Raw genomic sequence first — 16540 nt, forward strand, 5'->3', positions numbered from 1 at the left:
AGACACCATCAGGCCGTAGCCCGCCGAAGCCACTACCGGCGGCGACTCGCCAGCCCCTCAACCGGATAGATCACGAAGTCGCACTGGAGTACTAGTGCCGCGACCTTGCTGAGGCCGTGTACGAGGGGCTCGATCTGACGCACGAGATCGCCGCACTGCACGCCAACCAGCTGGGCGACACAGTGCTGCTGCCCGGCGACGGTGGCCTCGACGGCTTCGCCGTCTGCCACTGCGGCGCCGGTTCGGAGGCCCGCCCCGACGTCTGCTTCGTCAAGTTCGGTGCTGTCCGGCCGGGGACGGGGGGCGCCGCGCGGTTCGACCGACTGCTGGACGCTTGCGAGCAGTTGGCTCTTGACCGCGGAGCAGCCGGCCTCGACACCGGCGTCAACCTCGGCCGCCCGGAGGCCTACGGCCGACTGGTGGAGCGCGGCTTCCGGACCTGGCGGCAGGGGGTCGCCATGCACCGGCCCAACCAGCCCGGCTACAGCCACCCTGGCTCGTACCTCCTGGACGACTGGCGCTGAGCGGGCTCGGGGCCGGCGCGATGGCCGTTCCCGGCCGCTCGGGCTGCTCAGGGCTCGCTCACCGGCAGCCGATAACCGTGGCGGGTTCGGGTCGTCCTCTCCTCAGGCCCACAGTTTCCCACCCGGGCCCGGGGCCGCGGCCGGGGTGCGCGCGGTGTGTCGGGCAGCCACAGGCCCCTAAGGACAACCCGGCTCGGTCATTGGGTCGGGCCGCCGAGGGGCGGGAGGATGCCGATCTGCTGGAGCAGGCCGAGTTCGTCCTTGCCGGACCACTTCTCGGCCAGTTTTCCGTTCTCGATCCGGTGGATGACCACCGCCGTCATCCGCATCGGGTTCCCGGTAGCGGGGGCACCGGGCAGGTCGCCACGGTGGGTGCCGGTGGCGGTAAGCCGGGTCACCACCTTGTCGCCCTCGGCGATCTGGTCCTCGATGAGGTGCGCGCCCGGGGTGGCGTCCCAGAAGACCCGGAACGCGTCCTTGAGTCCCTGGCGGCCGGGGGCGACCGGAAAGGGCGGCGGATGGTGGTCGATGTAGTCCTCGGCGACGAGCTCGTCCATGGCGTCGAGGTTGCCCGCGTCGATCTCCTCGTAGAAGCGTCGGACCAGGCGCTTGTTGTCTTCCGCGGTCATGTCGGCAAGCCTGACTCCCGCCGGGCATCCCGCGCGGTCCGGCGCGCCGGACTGCGCGGGGCATCATCCGGTCAGCCCCCCACCGACACTCACCCGGCCCGGTGACCGGGCCGCTGACCGAGGCGGTCCGCAGCGGTGGAGGGGACTGCTCAGCCGTGGGAACGTCGTCCCAGGGGGAGCCCTTGTCAGCGGTCAGTTCCCTTCCTCGGCTTCCCCACGCCCAGCGGTGACTACGCGACAGACGTGGCCTTCGTCTACCGCCTCATCGACGGACGCATCGCCGAGCGCTGGGCCATCCGCGACGATCTGCACATGCTTCGCCAGCTGGGCGCCCCTCTCCTGTCCAGGGGGGCCTGATGCGATGGTGGGGCCTCCATAACCCCTCGCTACTGCTCTGACCGAGAACGTTCACCCGTTGAGTGCTCTCAGTCGGATAGTGCCGCTTTCCACGTCCACGATGTCCGGCGGGGAAGGCCGTCCAGTTCCCGGCGGCCGGTGCACCAGAGAAGCACCTCGACAGGGTCTCCGAGCGGGGCGTCGGGGAACAGACGGTCGAGCACAGCCGCGCACAGCAGTGCCGGGGGCAGCCAGTCCACGGCCAGTCCCTGCGTGATGTCGTGGGTGTGGAGCAAGGTTTCGGCCACGCCCATTGCCGCGAAGCCCTCGGGGTCGCACGGACCCCAGTGCCAGGCCCGCAAGGTGGGGCTGGCTGTGGCCAACGCGATGCTGAGGAGCCGGCCGCAGGCGTTGACCGTCTGGAGTACCTCGGTCGGTGAGGCGGTGCGTCGGACGTTCAGGTCGAAGGGGAGGTAAGCGCCGGCGGCACCCGATGCCACTTGCCCTGCGTAGGCCAGGAGGTCGTGCCCGACGTGCGCCGCTGTCTCCCGGCAACTCCACTCCAGCGACCCTGCCGGCACCGTCCAGTCCTCGGCGGTGTGGGGATCGAGCACCCTCAGCATCTCCGCCACGGCCGTGTCGACGTCCTGATAGTCCATGCGGAGCTCCTCGCGAGGTTCGTGCTGTGCGACTGAGATGTGGGTGCGAACCCGGTTACGCTGCTTGGGTTCTGGGGTGCCCTCCCCATCGGACGCCCTTCTCGCTGCGGATGCCGGCCCGCTCCTTGCGCTGGGCCGCGAGGACGTCGGAGTGGCGGGCGTTCACGGTGCGCCACCGCAGGTAGGCGTGCAGCGCGCGGGTCCGGACCGTGTGGTTCGGCTGAGGCTCCGCCAGCGCCAACCCGGTGAACCTTATCGGTCACAGCACCAAGGGTTGTCCCGTAACTGATCTTTGGCAGCACGAGAGTGGCTGGCCGGGATCGCATCCCAGGTTCCCTTTGGGGAGACGCTGACCTCGGTGCACCCTTGCGACCGCACGACACGGCAGCGGGTGGCAGGTGCCTCCTCCCGATGACTGCGGACCTCCCGACCTGGGGATATGAGCAGGGCCCCTGTTATTGTGCGCCGATGTCAACGATCAGACAGTTCCAAGTGACCTTCGACTGCGCGGAACCTGCGCGCCTCGCCGCCTTCTGGTGCGAGGTACTGGGGTACGTCGTGCCGCCGGTCCCGGAGGGCTTTGCCACGTGGGAGGAGTATCACCGCTCGCTGCCGCCCGAGGACGAGATCTACTTCGCGTGTACCGATCCCTCGGGTGTGGCCCCGCGCCTGCTCTTCCAGCGAGTTCCCGAGGGCAAGGTCGTCAAGAACCGGGTGCATCTTGATGTGCGGGTCGGCACAGGGCTCGTGGGTGATGAGCGCCTGGCCACACTCGAGGCCGAATGCGCACGGCTGATGGCGCTCGGCGCGAAACACGTGCTGACGCAGCGCGCCGATGGCGTCAACGAGTCGTGCATCACGATGCAGGACATCGAGGGCAACGAGTTCTGCCTCGCCTGATTCTCCTCCGAGACTGCGAGGTGGGGGGCAGTCTCCCGGGGGGCTCTCAGGTCCCGCATACGGCGGGACTCATTCCGTGAGAGCGAGGTTGTGTAGGCGGGCAACGCCGTGCATCGCGTGGCGCACACCGTCGCCTCTCAGGCGGCAGTCGCGCAGGATCTTCCAGGTCTTCATCCGGGCGAAGGCGTGCTCGACGCGGGCGCGAACCCGTTTGTGGTCGTGGTTGTGTTCGGCCTGCCAGTCGGTCAGTTCGCCGTCTCGGGGTCGGCGGTGCGGGGATGACGAGGCCGGTTCCGGGGTAGCCGCCGTCGGCGATCGTGGTTGTCCGGCCGACGGCGGCCTTGGCTCCGGATTCCTCCCATGCCCTGCAGTCGTTGCGGTTGCCGGGCAGGGCCGGCCGACCACCACAACCAGGCGGGTTTCGGCGTCGACGACCGCCTGGTGGCTCGTCGAGTAGCGATAGTGCTTCGACTGCTCGGCGACCTTGTGGCCGGAGCAGGAAGTCGGCCGGGCCGACTTCCTGCTCCCTACTCCTGTCGTCCGCCCGCGGCCGCCGCGTCGAGGCGGCGGACGAGTTCGCGGAGGGCGCGCAGTTCACGGTCGAGCGCTTCGGCACCGAGCGGGGTGAGGGAGAGCCAGGTGCGGGGGCGGCGGCCGGCGTAGCCCTTGGTGACGGCGATCAGGCCGGAGTCCTCGAGGACCTTGAGGTGGCGGGACAGATTGCCGTCGGTGGCGCCGAGTTGTTCCTTGAGGAAGCCGAACTCGACCCGGTCTGCCTCGCGGGCGATGGTCAGGATCCCGAGCCGGACCCGCTGGTGGACGGTGTCGTCCAGGGCCAGGGTCGGGTGCTGCTCGCCGGCTCCGTCAGCTCCGTCGGCTCCGTCGGCAGCGCTCATGCGTCGGCCTCGTCCTGCTCGGCGCGGGCGTTCGCCCACGGGCACCTGCCGATGATCCGCTCACTGCGCTCGCTCATGGGGTGACCGTACGGGATGCCGTCGGCGGGTGACGCTCGGCGGTCCACCGCGCCAGACCGGCGGCCAGGGGGATCGCCGCCAGCAGGAGGGCCTTCACGGCGGGGCCGTCGGTCCAGCCGCCGGACCGGTCGGACCACGGCAGCCAGCCGCTCTCCCAGGGCGCCGAGAGGTAGGCGGTGAGCAGCACCGCGTGGGCGAGACCGGCGCCGGCCACCAGCGGGCTGCGTTCGACCAGGCCGAGGACGAGCAGCCCGGCACCCAGGACGTACCAGGGCGAGGCGTAGCGGTTGGCCAGCAGTTGGAGGTCGAAGTGTCGGCCGGTGTCGAGGACCAGGGCGATGACGACGGCGGTGGCGACGGCGCCGACGACGGCCGTGGTGGTGAGCCAGACGGCGCGGCGCGGCACGATCCCGCGGGCCTCGCCGCGGCGCCGGTACCAGCGGGCCAGGGCGAACCAGGCCAGCGGGAGCAGCACGTACCAGATCCCCCAGGCCAGGAAGCGGAGCACCGCCCCGTCGAACTCGCCCCGCTCGCAGGCGGCGTCGGGTGCGTGCGGCACGCACAGGCCGGTCAGCTGGGCGTAGGCGAAGGCGGGGTACGAGGTGACGTCCCGCCCGTTGGCGCCGAAGTTGAAGGCCTGTCCGGCGATCGGTACGGCTGCCAGGGCGAGCAGGCCGAAGCCGAGTAGCGGGACCCCTGCCCCGCGCAGTCGGCTCCGGGCCCCTGCCCGTAACCCGTCGGTGGCGGCCAGCAGCTCGGCCGGGCTGCCTTGGTTCGGTGTTCCCACTGATCCCCCCTGAATGGCTTTGTCGGTGCATCAACTTTGCAACGCAAAGTACATTGCGGTCAAGAGTTCGCGGGAGCACGAAGGGGGGCGGGGGCGAACCCCCTTGGCAAGAAGGCGGCGTGGTGGACAACGGGGGTAAGCCCTGAGCACCGCCTCGCGTGGCTCGGCCCGTGCGCGGGTCGTCGGGACGGGCCGATCCTTGCCGCCAGGGCGTCCCGGACCCACCCGGCGACCAGGGTGGCCAGGGCGCCAGGGACGCCAGGGCGCCGGCGGAGCTGACCGCGACTCGGCCGGCTTCGCCGCCCGTTCCTCCTAGCCTGCCGGGGCCGTCGTCGGGGCCAGGGGCCCGTCGTGGCGGGCGCTGGCACGCCAGTCGGCGACGCGGACCAGGGTTTCGAGGAAGGCCAGGCGGAACGGGCCGAGGCCGGGAGTGTCGCGCAGGGACAGGGCACGTTCGGTCCAGGCCGTCGGGAAGGCGGCGGTGTGCAGGGTCCGGGCGGGGAAGTGCTCGCCGGTGGACAGCCGGATGGGCGGGGTGCGGTCCCCGTCCGCGACGCCGAGCAGCAGCGGGGCCTCGTCGCCGCGCGGGCGCACGGTGAGCCGGACGTGGCCGTGGTGGGCGGCGACGAGGTAGGTCACGAGCGGGTGGTGGCCGCCCTGCCAGAGCAGGAGGGCGCTGACGAGCTCGTGCCGCAGGTGGGGGCGCGGCGAGCGGTAGGGCGGCAGGGGGTCGGCGCCGACGCCGTTCCTGGACTTGGCGAGCAGGCCGCCGGGCGGGTCGGTGCGGCCGGCCCGCAGTTTCTCCTGGAAGGCGTCGTGGCACTTGCCGAGGTCGTGGAAGCGGGCCGCCTCGACGACCGCCTCCCACAGGTCGGTGGGCAGGGCGGGCAGCGCGGCGAGCAGCGCCTGCGCCTCCTGCGCGGTCTCCTGGAGGTGCTGGTCGAGGCCGACCCAGGCGGTGCAGCCGTAGGCCGGGCGCCCGGGGGCGACGGCCTCGCACGCGACGGGGGCCGGACTGTCCGGGGTCCAGCCCCGGTCCGGGAGGTAGCCGCCGGTGCGGGCGCCCAGGAGCAGCCGGACGCCGGGCCGCAGGTCCTCTGGCCGCGCGGGGCGCCACCGGCGGTCCAGGGCGTCGCGCAGCCAGGCCCGCCCGGCGGGCAGCCGCCGGAGCTCGCCGAGCGGCACCGGGCAGAGTTCGGCGCCGGCCGGATCCGGCTCCTCCTCGCCGGGCCCGTCCTCGCCCGGTCCGTCCTCGCCCGGTCCGTCCTCACCCGACTCATCCTCGCCCTGCCCGGCACACTCCCAGGCGCGCCAGGCGACCAGCGCCGGGAGCGAGGCGGCCTCCGCCGGGTCGCAGATCCAGTGGTCCACACCGACGGTGGCGTCGGCGGCGTCTTCGTCGACGGCGGCGGTGGTCTCGTCGGCGGGTGAGTCGGCGGCGGGTGAGTCGGCGGCGGGTGAGTCGAAGAGGGCCAGGACGTCCTCGCGCCCCGGCCCGGCCGGTGCCGGCGGCGTGTCGACGCGGGCCGTCAGCAGTTCGCCGGGGGTGACGGCCCGGCCCTCGTGGGCGGTCAGCCAGCGCGCGGTGGCCGCGTCGCCGCCCTCGGGGGGCGTGCACCACAGCAGGTCGCCGCCGTCCGGGTGCTCGCCGTGGCGGTTGCAGCGTCCGGCGCGCTGCACGAGCGAGGCCCAGGGCGCGAGTTCGGTGACCAGGGTGCGGCCGGAGATGTCCAGCCCGGCCTCCAGGGCGGGGGTGGCGACGAGGACGAGGCCGTGCCCGCCCTCGGCGGCGGCCAGGACACGGGCGAGGTCGGCGGCGCGGAAGTGCGGGTGCAGCAGCAGTGCCTCGCTCCCCCGGGCGGCCAGGCCGGCATGCACGGCCCGCGCCCGTTCCGGGGAGTTGAGCACCACGACGGTCCGGGTGCCCGGCACGTGCGCGGCGGTGACGGCCTCGGCGAGGGCGGCGACGTAACGCCCGGGCGGGAGGTCGAGACGGCCGATGCGCCGCACCGTCCCGGTCGTGTCCGGCGCGCGCACCGTTCTCCCGCCGAGACCGCCCGGCCCCCGCACCGACGACATCCACATCGTCCCGGTCGCCGCAGCCGTTCCCAACTCATCCCGCAGGAGCTGGAGTTGCCTGCCGGTGGACAGGCCCGGCCCGAGCAGGTGCGCCTCGTCGAACACCCACTGGGCGTCGGTGTGCAGCAGCGCGTACGAGACCGGCGCCATCGTCCGCGCGTCCGCGTAGCCGCGCATCAACGCCCGGCTGAGCACCATGTCGTGGGTGCCGACCAGGATCGCGCTGCGCTCGGGGCGCCGCCGCCAGCCGCCCTCCTGCGCCGCGGCGCCCGCGAGCAGGTGCAGCCCCACCTCGCCCGTGAGGCCCAGGCGCTCCAGCCACTCCCCGATCCGGCCGAAGGCCTGGCCGGCGAGGCTGTGCCGGGGCAGCACGAACACCAGCCGACGCGGCGTGGCCCCCGGCGCGGCGACCAGCCGCCGGTACAGCCACGGCAGCACGGCGGCAACGGTCTTGCCGGCCCCGGTGGGCGCCTCGAGCAGCGTGGGCAGGCCCTCGGCGGCCAGCGCCGACTGGTAGGGGTGGGGGGTGAATCCGGTGGCGGTGCGCGCGAAGGTCTCGAACTCGGCCGTCATCGGCCCAACCTACGGCCCAGCGGGCCCGGTGGGTAGGACGGGGACCGGCCGACGGGCCGGGCAAGCGGGCCGGGCAAGCGGGACCGCCCTGGCCCGGCTGTTCGGGCCGGTCGCTCACCGGTCGCCGCCGGCCCGCACCCGGCCGAAGACGTCGGCGGCCGGAGCGGAGAAGCGGGCGGCAGGTCGGGGCCGCCCGGTTCAGGGATCCTGTCCGTCGCTGTCGTCCGACTGCTCATGCCTCCGGGAGCGGTGCCGCCGCAGGTGCCAGACCAGCAGGGCGATGGCGATGATCACGGCGATCGCGATGGCGGCGACCCGGCCGACGGTGCCCTCCACCCTGGTGTAGGCGGCTCCGGCGAAGTAGCCGAGGAGGGTGAAGCCGACACCCCAGGCGAGCCCGCCGAGGGCGTTGTAGAACAGGAACCGGCGGTACGGCATGCGGGACATCCCGGCCAGCGAGGGCACCAGCGGGCGGAAGAAGGCGATGAAACGGCCGACGAAGACGGCGGCCGGCCCGCGCCGGCGGATCAGGTCCTTAGCCGTACCGACCTGCTTGGCATGGCGTCGCAGCGGGCCGGTGCGAAGGATCGCCGGACCGAGGTGCCGGCCGATCTCATAGCCGGCGGAGTCGCCGAGGATCGCCGCGCAGACCACGACCAGGACCATCCAGCCCAGGGATGCCCTGCCCTGGTGGGCGAGGAAGCCGCCGAGGACGGCGGCGGTCTCGCCGGGGATGAAGAAGCTGAAGAACAGGGCGTCCTCGGTGAAGACCATGCCGCCGACGACCGCGTACACGACCGGGCCGGACAGGCCGCGCAACCAGTCGATGATCGAGTGCATCGGCCACACCCCGTCGGCAATCGGGCCCCTTTCTGCCCCAATGTAACGCTTGTCCCCATGCCGGCCCCGTCAGGCGGGCAGCGGACGGCACGTTCCGGGACGGGCGGAGGGCCGGCCGGCGCGCAGGCCGCGCCGGACCTGGTCGACCCGGCTCTCCTGACCGGGCCCCGGGCGCCGGTGCGGCGTTCGCGGCATCGGCCCGCGACTGGTCCGGCCGAACGCCGTGCGCGCGGCCCGGCGCGGTGGCGTCCCGTCCCGCCCGGGTTGCCCCGCAGCCGGCCCGTCGCAGGTCGGCGGGACGAGTTCGATGCCGGGAAGCGTGTGAGACGGGGACAGCCTGGTGGTGCTGCACATCCCGGCGCATTCATCAGCATCGTGCGCCGTCGAGGCGAATCCACCATCCCGATCACCGCACCAGCGGGCGACGCAGTCGCCGGCCTTGGGGGTCGGTGCGCCGCCGGGCCGCCGCGTTCGGGCCACTGCCGCCCCGGGTGGGGCTGGAGGTCGGGCGGGCCGAACTCATCCGGGCGCAGGACGACTTCGGGCCCGCCGTCTTCGGGTATGACCTCGCCGTCGGCGATCGCATCAGGGTGCTCGACACGGGCCTTCCTGGCGGCGCAGTCGGACGTGGCGGGCCTGGCGGACCATCACTCCTGCGCGGTCCAGGTGCTCAAGGCGCGGTCGCGGACATCGGGCTGCGGATGCCGGCGCAGGGCGAGCAGGGCCGCCCGCCACGGCGCCGACCACTGCCGGCCTGGGCCGTACAGGGCCACCAGTCTGGCCGCGAACAGCCCGGCGGCCAGGCCGCCGTCCTCCGTCAACCGACGGACGGCCGCCGCCGTGTGCTCCCCCGGCGGTGTCCGGTGGTCGTCCGGACGCAGTTCCTCGGCCACCGTGCCGGCGAGGAGCGGGCGATCCGTCAACACGGCTGCCAGCTCGATGAGGTCGTCGCCGAGGGTCGCGGAGTCCAGGTCGATGGCGCGGCACAGCCGGGGGGCGGCCTGCGCGACCAGGGACGGCTCGGTCATCAGCAGGGCGGCCACGGCGCGGTCCCTCGCGCGGCCGTCGGCCGTCGCTTCCACGCGGTAGAAGTGCCGGCTGCTGAACTGCTCGATCCGCTGCCGGGCCGCCTCGTCCCGGCCCTCGTCGTCCGCCGGCCCGCCGGCGCGGACGGCCTCGATCAGGCGGCTCAGGGTCTGCTCCAGCAGGCTCCCCGGGGCGACGCCGCCGAACGGGTGCGGCGCGTCCGACCAGGCGATCGCGCCCACCGCCCGTGCGGCCGGCCGCCACCGCTCCCGTTCGGCCAGGTCCGTGACCACGGGGACCATCGCGGCCACCGCCTCCGGGGCGTACCGCCCCCACACCGCGAGCTTCCCCGCGCCCATGGCCGAGACCAGTGTGTCCTCGGCGAGGGCCAGCCGGCCGACCAGTTCCGCGTAGCGGCGGCGGTCGTCCACCGGCAGTCCGTACGGGCGGAGGTCCCCGGCGAGCACCGTCCGCAGCTCGGAGGCGCCCTCGGCGATCTCCGTCAGCACGTCCCAGAGCGGGAGGTCGGCGGGCCGGGCCGCCACCTGCTCCACCACCACCCGCCGCACGTCCTGGTGCTGCTCCGGGGCCCGGTAGGCCGCTTCCAGCAGCGCGGTCGCCTCGGGCAGTGGCAGGTGGGCGGCCGCGAGCCGGACGGCCTGCTTGCGGCTGGTCACCTTGGTCGTCGGGTCGGTCACGATCCGGGTCAGGGCCGGGCCGAGCTCGTCCGCCGGGGTGAACCGGGCGGCGCGGCCGGCCGCGTACACCGCGACCCGGGCGCGCTCGTCGCCGGCGAACCCGAGCAGCACGGGCAGCGCCTCGGCAGGCCGGGCCGTCCACGGCAGCGCGGCGAGGGCGGCCTCGGAGAGCACCACGTCGGTCGAGTCGACGTACCGGAGCAGCAGTTCCCGGCCGTGGCCGGGCAGGTACGCGGCGGCCCGCAGGGCGGTGGTCCGCTGCTCGGGCGTCGCCGTGGTGTCGTCCACCGTCCGGGCCACCCATGCGGCGGCGGACCGTACCTGCCGGTCCGTCCAGCGGTCGGCGGCGGCGAGGTCGCGCGGCACCGGCATGAGCGGCACCGGGGCGGGCCCGCCCGGCGTACTGCTCCCGGTGGCGAGCATGGGGGCGAGCAGCGGTGCGAGCAGATCGGTGCGGTCCCTGGTAAGCACCGTCCGCACTGCCGGGAGCGCGGCGGCGGCGGGCTCGGCCTCGATCAGGCGGGCCACCCGTTGCCCGCGGGTGGCGGGGTCTGCGAGCAGGTGGGTCACCGCCCGTCCGTACTCCCGGTCATCGGCCGGCACGCGCTCCAACAGACCGACTACCGAGGGAAGCCGACGGGAGGCAGGGTGCAGTCCGTCGACGAACGCGAGCAGCAGTGAGGTCGACCGCTCCAGCGCCGGCCGCAGCTCGGCCGCCACCGCGGCCTGCCGCTCCCGTGGGAAGGCCGGCGCGGCCGGCGCTGGAGCGGTCGGCGAGGTCGGCGCGGCCGGCGCGGCCGGCACGACCGGCACGACCCTTTCGATCGTGCGGACGGCCCAGTCGACCAGGTCCCGGGCGGTGCCGCCGGCGTGCTCGGCCAGCACGGAGCAGGCCAGCCGGGTGAGTTGGGTCCGGGTGTACGGCGAGCAGTCGCGCGCGGTCAGCGCGTCCTCGGTGAGGCGCGCCAGGAGTGCGGCCGCGTCGGCCTCGAAGAGCTTCGGCGGTACGGCGGCGACCTCTGCCAGGGCTTCGGCCCGCACCGGGTCCTGTTCGTTGCGCAGGCGCTGGAGCAGGACCAGGGCTTCCCGGACCGCGCTCGCCGCACCGGACAGTCCGGCGTGCACCACCACCTGGCCCCAGGCGTAGCCCCGGTCCCAGGACTCCGCCGTCCTGGTCTCCGCCAGCAGCCGGGGCAGCGCCTCGGCGGCCGGGAGGTGGACGAGCAGGTCCAGCGCCTCGGGCTCCTCGGCCAGCCGGGCCCGGGCCCGGGCGATCCGCTCCGGCGCGGGCAGGGTGGCCAGCACCTCTCCGGAGTACCCACGGGGGTGGACCTTCGACACGGCCACCACCGCGTCGTGCAGGGCCGGCCGGGCGGCCGGCGGCAGTCGGCGCGACAGCGCCGCGTGGTCGGCGGCGCTGCGGTGGGCCAGTTCGGTGAGGAGCGGCAGCGGAGCCGCCACCAGCCGGCGGGCGAGCGCGGGACGCAGCACCGGATCGTGCCGGTGCCGACCGGCGGCCACCAGCATCCGGGCGGTCCGCTCCGGGTCGTGAGCGGCCAGGGCCGCGAACCTGTCGCGCAACGGCGCGGGAAAGGTCGGCCGGTACTGGGCGGCGGGGTGACGCTCCAGCAGGTCCAGTGCCTTCCCGGGCAGCCGGCCGGCGGCGGCGCCCAGCCCGACGGCGTTCTGCCGCCAGAACCACGCCCGCTCCGCGCGGGGCAGTTCGGTGAGCCGACGGTCCGCCTCGTCCAGCACCGCTGCCGGGTGACGCTCGCCGAGCGACCGGGTGAAGGTGACGGCGTGGGCCGGATCGGACAGTTCGCGGGCCACGAACGCCGGTGAGCAGACCGGCAGCAGCCGCCCCGCCTCGGCGCATCCCCACCGCTGCCGGGCGACGGGCACCAGGTGCTCGGCCACCGCCGTCCGGCCGGCCTTCAGGACGGCGCGGATCAGCTCGTCCCGGACCGCGGTCGGGGCGGTGCGGATGGCCTGCTCCACCACCTCGTCCGGCATCGGGAGTTCACGCACCGCCCGGTGGGCGTAGCGGCGCACCACCGGATCGGGGTCGGTCAACCTTCCCGACAGGTACGGGAGTTGTTTACCGGCCAGGGCAGCGAGCGCGGCGACCCGCTGCTCGTACGGGCCACCGGTGGCCAACTCGTCGAGAAGGGCGGCAAGTCGGCCCCCTTCCGCGAGGCGGTGGGCGGCGCGGGCGATCTCGCGCAGGCGCAGGGCGTGGGGCAGGGACTCGACATCGGCCAGCAGCCGATCGGCGGTGATCTGAAGCATCGCCGCCGATTCTGCCGCCCGGGCATCGGCCCCGCACCCGATTTTCGCCGGGCCTTCCGTGGCCGCCGGTGGCCGCCGGTGGCCGCCGGTGGCCGTTGCCCGGCGGGCTCCCGGTGGCGCGGGGCCCGGGCCGGCTCACGCACCCAGGTGCAGGTAGGGGCCATGGCCGCCGGGGAGCGCGGGTACCGAGCGGGCCCGGCGGGCACCATCGTCGGACCGGCCGAGCAGCTGCGCTGAGCAGGAGGAACGGTCCGAGAGCCCGCTCGGGACGCCGTGGCCGTTGGGTGGCCGGGACGGAGGTACCCGACCAGGTAGCTGCCGGCCACCGGCCCGGCCGGTTCCTCCCGCCCGCGTTCCTGCGGCGCCACGCCGAGGAGCGGCTCGGCTTCCGGCCGGACGAGATGCCCGGCGACCACCTCCCGATGCTGGGCCACCCGCAGGGGCCGGCCGAGCGGCTGGAGGCGTTCCGGGCCGGGTTGGAGGCGCGATGCGCCGCGTGGGAAGTCGGCGGGCCCGACTTCCCACGCAGGAGCAGGGGGTCCAGGGGGGACAGGCGCCCTGGACGAGGACCTGCCCTCCGCCGACCGCCTGATGCGGGTCCGGCATCGACGTCGTGAAGCGGCGTGTCAGCCCGGCGGCGTGATGTTCCGTCCCGTGGCTCAGGCGAAGCGGGAGCTGCGCACCGGGCCGGCGGAGCGGCAGCGGTCGCGCGGACCGGTCAGCCAGTGCGGGGCGACCGCACGGGCGAGGACGGCCAGTGCCTCGTCCGGGTCGGCCGGGGTCTCACCGTCGCCGGGGTCAGGGGTCGGGTCGGCGGAGCGGATGTCGGCCGCCAGTTCCTCGGCGGTCCGCTCGTCCGGCTCGCCGCCGAGCGGCTCCCAGGGCGCGAGGATCGTCTGGCCGAGCAGGCCGCAGACGTCGGCTGCGACGCCGGGCGGCTCGGTCCAGCAGGTCGCGTGCTCGTACAGCACCTCGCCCGGTGCGCGCTCGTTCAGGCGCGAGACCAGGTCGGCGTCCGCCTCGCTCAGGTCGTAGGCCACCACCACGGTGTTCGCCGTGCCCGGCCGGTAGGGCTGGGCGGGCAGACCGAGCAGGCCCGCGGCGGCCAGGCCGAGCGCGCGGTCCGCGCGGCCCGGCAGCAGGGAGACCGAGTGCGGGCGCGTCCCGGTCGTCTCCAGGATCAACCGCAGCCGTTCCAGGCCTTCGCGGCACAGCGCGTAGCTGTCCTGTAGGAGGGCGTAGCGGCCGGTCATGCCCGCGTCCCACCCGTACGGGGACAGGGTGGCGAGCAGGCCGCCGGTGAGGGTGAAGTGCCAGGCGCGCAGGGCCTGGTGGTGGAGCGGGTCGGGGCCGTCGGGCTGCGCGGCAGCGACAGCCGCGGCGCGGTCGAGGGAGCGGCGCAGCCGGTCGGCGGCGGGCTGCCACCGGCCGGCCTCGGCCGGCAGGCGGTCGAAGGCGGTGCGGGCCGCGGCGGCGTCGCCGGCCATCAGGGTGTTGTAGGCGAGCAGGTAGCGCTCGGGCCAGTCGCGGAGCAGCGCGTCGTGGTCGCGCAGCAGGGTGACGGCCTCGGCGTGGTGCTCCTCGTCCTCGAGGGCGGTGGCGAGTTCGGCGATGATCGGAAGTCGCTGGTCGGCGCGGCTGCGGACCTTGGCGAGCAGGCCGCGCCGCGGGGCTTCGGCGGCGCGCAGGGCCTCGGTGAGTGCGGGGACGGCGAGGAAGGAGGCGCCGCGCCCGACGCAGGCGTAGCCGTACCGGTAGAGCGCGTCGGGGTGGGTGGGTTTGGCGGCCAGGGCGCGGGCGGCATCGACGAGGTCGTCGAAGCCGCCGTCGGCGGCCAGCCGCTCGACCAGCGGGGCCACCTGCGCGGCCGGCAGGTCACGTGCGACCGAGCGCAGTTCGCGCATGGCGGCGCCCGGGTCGCCGGACTCCATGAGGCTCCAGGCGGTGTCCAGCGAGGTCGTCGTCACAGGGTTTCCTCCGGGGGGTCGTTGTCGTCGGGGAACGAAGGCGGCGGGCGGCGTGGGCCGCGGGTGTGCGGGCGGCGGGGAGCGCGGCACCGGTGCGTCGACGGCGGGTGCGCCGACGGCGGGTGCGCGCTCGCGCGCGGTCGCGGTGGTGGCCGTGGCGGTGAACGTGGCGGAGCGGAACCGAGGGGGCGGCCCGACCGTGGCGGCGGGGCCGGGTGCGGGCGTCCGGCGAGGGGTGGCACGGGGCCGGCCGCCGTTCGTCGGCGGCGGGTGGGGCTCACCTGCGCGGGCGGGGGCCGCCCTTCCTGTCGAGGTCACGCATGGGGAGGATCATGTCCGAACGCCGCTGCCCGCCGCAAGCCGATTGTCCGTCCGGCGGCCGCCGAACCGGTGCGTCGATGCCGATCCGGCCAGGACGCTCCGTGCGGGTGTGACCGCCGGCGAGGGGGGACCGGCAGCGGCAGCGGCGGCCGCAGGTGGAGACGGACGGGCGGCGGCGGAAATCGGTTGGCGGCGCGGCGATGAGTTTTCGGGCGCCGACCGGTCTACATCTTGACCGGGACGGCCCGGAACGACCGACTCATCGGAGTACAGACATGGGACTCATCCACATCGAGCTGTTCGCGACCCTCGACCTCGTCGGGCAGGCGCCCGGCGGCCCCGACGAGGACCCGGTCGGGTTCCCGTTCGGCGGCTGGCAGGCGCCCCTGCTGAACGAGGTCACCGGGGCTCAGATCCTCGCCGCGTACGAGGATACGGACGCCCTCCTGCTCGGCAGGCGCACGTACGACATCTTCGCCGCCTACTGGCCGCATCAGAAGGACGGCGAGATCGCCGAGCTCTTCAACCGCGTCCCGAAGTACGTGGCCTCCCGGGGCACGCCCGAGCTCCCGTGGGCCGGGTCCACGCAGCTCGGCCCGGACCTGCCCGCCGCGGTGCGCGAGCTCCGCGACCGGCACGAACACGTGAAGGTCGTCGGGAGCCTGGACCTCGTCCAGACCCTCCTGCGCGACAAGCTCTTCGACCGCCTCGACCTCTGGGTGCACCCGGTCGTGCTCGGCGTCGGGAAGAAGGTGTTCGACGGCGGCGCGGTGCCCACGAACGTCACGCTCCTCGAACCGCCGGTGGCCGGTCCGCAGGGCACCGTCTTCCTGCGCTACGGGCTCGCCGACGGCACACCCGCCACGGGCGACATGAGCGCGCCCGACCGCGGCCTCGGGCACGACGAATCCCGGTGATCCGATGACCACCGTCCATGCCAACGGGATCGCCTTGGGCATCGAGTCGTTCGGTGACGACGACGCGCCACTCGTCCTGCTCGCGGGCGGGCCGACGATGCTCTCCTGGCCCGACGCGCTCTGCGAGCGCCTCGCCGCCGGCGGCCGCCGTGTGGTGCGCTACGACCTGCGCGACAGCGGGGAGTCGACGACGACGGATCCGCAGGCACCCGCCTACACCCTGCGCGACCTCGCCACCGACGCCGCGGCGCTCGGCGGGGCGCTCGGCGGGGCGCCCGCGCACCTCGCGGGGATCGGCGTCAGCGGGATGGTCGCCCAGGTGGCCGTGCTCGACCACCCGGGCGCGTTCTCCGCGCTCACCCTGGTCGGCACCCGCGCGGTCGCCCCCGGCCCGCCCGACGACGACCTCCCCGACCACGACCAGGCGACGATGAGCCGCCTGTTCACCCGCCCGATGCCCGACTGGAACGACCGCGAGGCGGTTGCGGAGTTCGCCGCCGCCGGCGCACGGATCCTCGGCGACGACCCCGCCACCGCGCGCGCAACCGCCGCGCGCATCTGGGACCGCACGCCCGGCACCGCACCCCCGGTCCGGATGGCCAACCAGATGGGCCTGGTGTTCTCCAGGCTCGACTGCGAACCCCGCTGGCGCGAACGCCTGCCCGGGATCGGGATCCCCACGCTCGTCGTCCACGGCCGCCGCAACCGGTTCTTCCCCGTCGGCAACGGCGAGGCGATCGCGCGCGAGATCCCCGGGGCACGGCTACTCGTCCTCGAGGAGGCCGCCACCGCGATCCCCGATGCGGCGGTCGGCGAGGTCACCGAGGCGATGCTCACGCTCGGATAAGGGACGCAGGGTGCCGCGCGGGTCCGGCCTTCGGGCCGGTGGCGCACAGCACGAGTGGCCGCAGGGCGGCGCCCTGCTCGGCGGCGTCGACTCGCAGGGCGCCGAACGACGAGGCCATGGCGAGGACGAACGACCGCCAGGACCAGCGCGACCCGCGTGCGTCGAACACGTGGT

General features: G+C 74.6%; 12 protein-coding genes and 3 pseudogenes. 4 read left to right on the forward strand and 11 right to left on the reverse strand.

Annotated features, from left to right (window positions below):
* Window positions 1–116 precede the first annotated feature (116 nt).
* Window positions 117–524, forward strand: coding sequence for a hypothetical protein (locus tag ACZ52J_RS27005; protein ID WP_465622401.1), 408 nt, complete (start codon window positions 117–119; stop codon window positions 522–524).
* 197 nt (window positions 525–721) lie between these two features.
* Here ACZ52J_RS27005 and ACZ52J_RS27010 read toward each other — a convergent pair whose 3' ends face one another.
* From ACZ52J_RS27010 to ACZ52J_RS27020, 3 genes and pseudogenes are all read right to left on the reverse strand, one after another.
* Entirely contained in the window at window positions 722–1153 is a 432-nt protein-coding gene (locus tag ACZ52J_RS27010; protein WP_465622402.1) for an ester cyclase, read from the reverse strand.
* A 425-nt stretch (window positions 1154–1578) separates the two neighbouring features.
* Window positions 1579–2148 (reverse strand): maleylpyruvate isomerase N-terminal domain-containing protein, encoded by a 570-nt coding sequence (locus tag ACZ52J_RS27015; RefSeq protein ID WP_465622404.1) that lies wholly within the window; start codon window positions 2146–2148, stop codon window positions 1579–1581.
* A gap of 55 nt (window positions 2149–2203) precedes the next feature.
* Window positions 2204–2368, reverse strand: a pseudogene (locus ACZ52J_RS27020) (IS630 family transposase); the annotation flags it as partial.
* 248 nt (window positions 2369–2616) lie between these two features.
* On the opposite strand from ACZ52J_RS27020, the gene ACZ52J_RS27025 reads away from it, so the two are divergent.
* Complete coding sequence (locus ACZ52J_RS27025; protein WP_465622405.1) at window positions 2617–3048, forward strand: VOC family protein; 432 nt, start codon at window positions 2617–2619, stop codon at window positions 3046–3048.
* 69 nt (window positions 3049–3117) lie between these two features.
* On the opposite strand, the pseudogene ACZ52J_RS27030 reads toward ACZ52J_RS27025, so the two are convergent.
* The 8 genes and pseudogenes from ACZ52J_RS27030 to ACZ52J_RS27065 form a co-directional block, all read right to left on the reverse strand.
* A pseudogene (locus ACZ52J_RS27030) lies at window positions 3118–3537 on the reverse strand (transposase); the annotation flags it as partial.
* A 38-nt stretch (window positions 3538–3575) separates the two neighbouring features.
* Window positions 3576–3944 (reverse strand): winged helix-turn-helix domain-containing protein, encoded by a 369-nt coding sequence (locus ACZ52J_RS27035; RefSeq protein WP_465622407.1) that lies wholly within the window; start codon window positions 3942–3944, stop codon window positions 3576–3578.
* 73 nt (window positions 3945–4017) lie between these two features.
* A complete protein-coding gene (locus ACZ52J_RS27040; protein WP_465622408.1) occupies window positions 4018–4809 on the reverse strand; it encodes a hypothetical protein in 792 nt (263 codons plus the stop codon).
* A gap of 312 nt (window positions 4810–5121) precedes the next feature.
* Window positions 5122–7461 (reverse strand): CRISPR-associated endonuclease Cas3'', encoded by a 2340-nt coding sequence (locus tag ACZ52J_RS27045; protein ID WP_465622409.1) that lies wholly within the window; start codon window positions 7459–7461, stop codon window positions 5122–5124.
* A gap of 198 nt (window positions 7462–7659) precedes the next feature.
* Window positions 7660–8301 carry a DedA family protein gene (locus ACZ52J_RS27050; RefSeq protein ID WP_465622411.1) on the reverse strand — a complete coding sequence of 214 codons (642 nt, stop codon included), beginning with the start codon at window positions 8299–8301 and terminating at the stop codon, window positions 7660–7662.
* A 440-nt stretch (window positions 8302–8741) separates the two neighbouring features.
* A pseudogene (locus ACZ52J_RS27055) lies at window positions 8742–8924 on the reverse strand (IS630 family transposase); the annotation flags it as partial.
* A 24-nt stretch (window positions 8925–8948) separates the two neighbouring features.
* Window positions 8949–12314, reverse strand: a complete 3366-nt coding sequence (locus ACZ52J_RS27060; RefSeq protein WP_465622412.1) for a hypothetical protein — start codon at window positions 12312–12314, stop codon at window positions 8949–8951.
* Between the two features lie 659 nt (window positions 12315–12973).
* Window positions 12974–14281 carry a hypothetical protein gene (locus tag ACZ52J_RS27065; RefSeq protein ID WP_465622414.1) on the reverse strand — a complete coding sequence of 436 codons (1308 nt, stop codon included), beginning with the start codon at window positions 14279–14281 and terminating at the stop codon, window positions 12974–12976.
* Between the two features lie 596 nt (window positions 14282–14877).
* Between ACZ52J_RS27065 and ACZ52J_RS27070 the strand changes: the two genes are divergently transcribed.
* Window positions 14878–15519, forward strand: coding sequence for a dihydrofolate reductase family protein (locus tag ACZ52J_RS27070; RefSeq protein WP_465622415.1), 642 nt, complete (start codon window positions 14878–14880; stop codon window positions 15517–15519).
* 4 nt (window positions 15520–15523) lie between these two features.
* Complete coding sequence (locus tag ACZ52J_RS27075; RefSeq protein ID WP_465622416.1) at window positions 15524–16366, forward strand: alpha/beta fold hydrolase; 843 nt, start codon at window positions 15524–15526, stop codon at window positions 16364–16366.
* Window positions 16367–16540 lie beyond the last annotated feature (174 nt).

This window comes from Kitasatospora sp. NPDC034035 (assembly GCF_055575755.1).

Excerpts from the sequence above, each read along its gene's own strand:
- ACZ52J_RS27010 (WP_465622402.1), bottom strand. The coding sequence starts at position 1,153 with ATGACCGCGGAAGACAACAAGCGCCTGGTCCGACGCTTCTACGAGGAG.
- ACZ52J_RS27015 (WP_465622404.1), bottom strand. The coding sequence starts at position 2,148 with ATGGACTATCAGGACGTCGACACGGCCGTGGCGGAGATGCTGAGGGTG.
- ACZ52J_RS27025 (WP_465622405.1), top strand. The coding sequence starts at position 2,617 with ATGTCAACGATCAGACAGTTCCAAGTGACCTTCGACTGCGCGGAACCT.
- ACZ52J_RS27035 (WP_465622407.1), bottom strand. The coding sequence starts at position 3,944 with ATGAGCGCTGCCGACGGAGCCGACGGAGCTGACGGAGCCGGCGAGCAG.
- ACZ52J_RS27045 (WP_465622409.1), bottom strand. The coding sequence starts at position 7,461 with ATGACGGCCGAGTTCGAGACCTTCGCGCGCACCGCCACCGGATTCACC.
- ACZ52J_RS27050 (WP_465622411.1), bottom strand. The coding sequence starts at position 8,301 with ATGCACTCGATCATCGACTGGTTGCGCGGCCTGTCCGGCCCGGTCGTG.
- ACZ52J_RS27060 (WP_465622412.1), bottom strand. The coding sequence starts at position 12,314 with ATGCTTCAGATCACCGCCGATCGGCTGCTGGCCGATGTCGAGTCCCTG.
- ACZ52J_RS27070 (WP_465622415.1), top strand. The coding sequence starts at position 14,878 with ATGGGACTCATCCACATCGAGCTGTTCGCGACCCTCGACCTCGTCGGG.
- ACZ52J_RS27075 (WP_465622416.1), top strand. The coding sequence starts at position 15,524 with ATGACCACCGTCCATGCCAACGGGATCGCCTTGGGCATCGAGTCGTTC.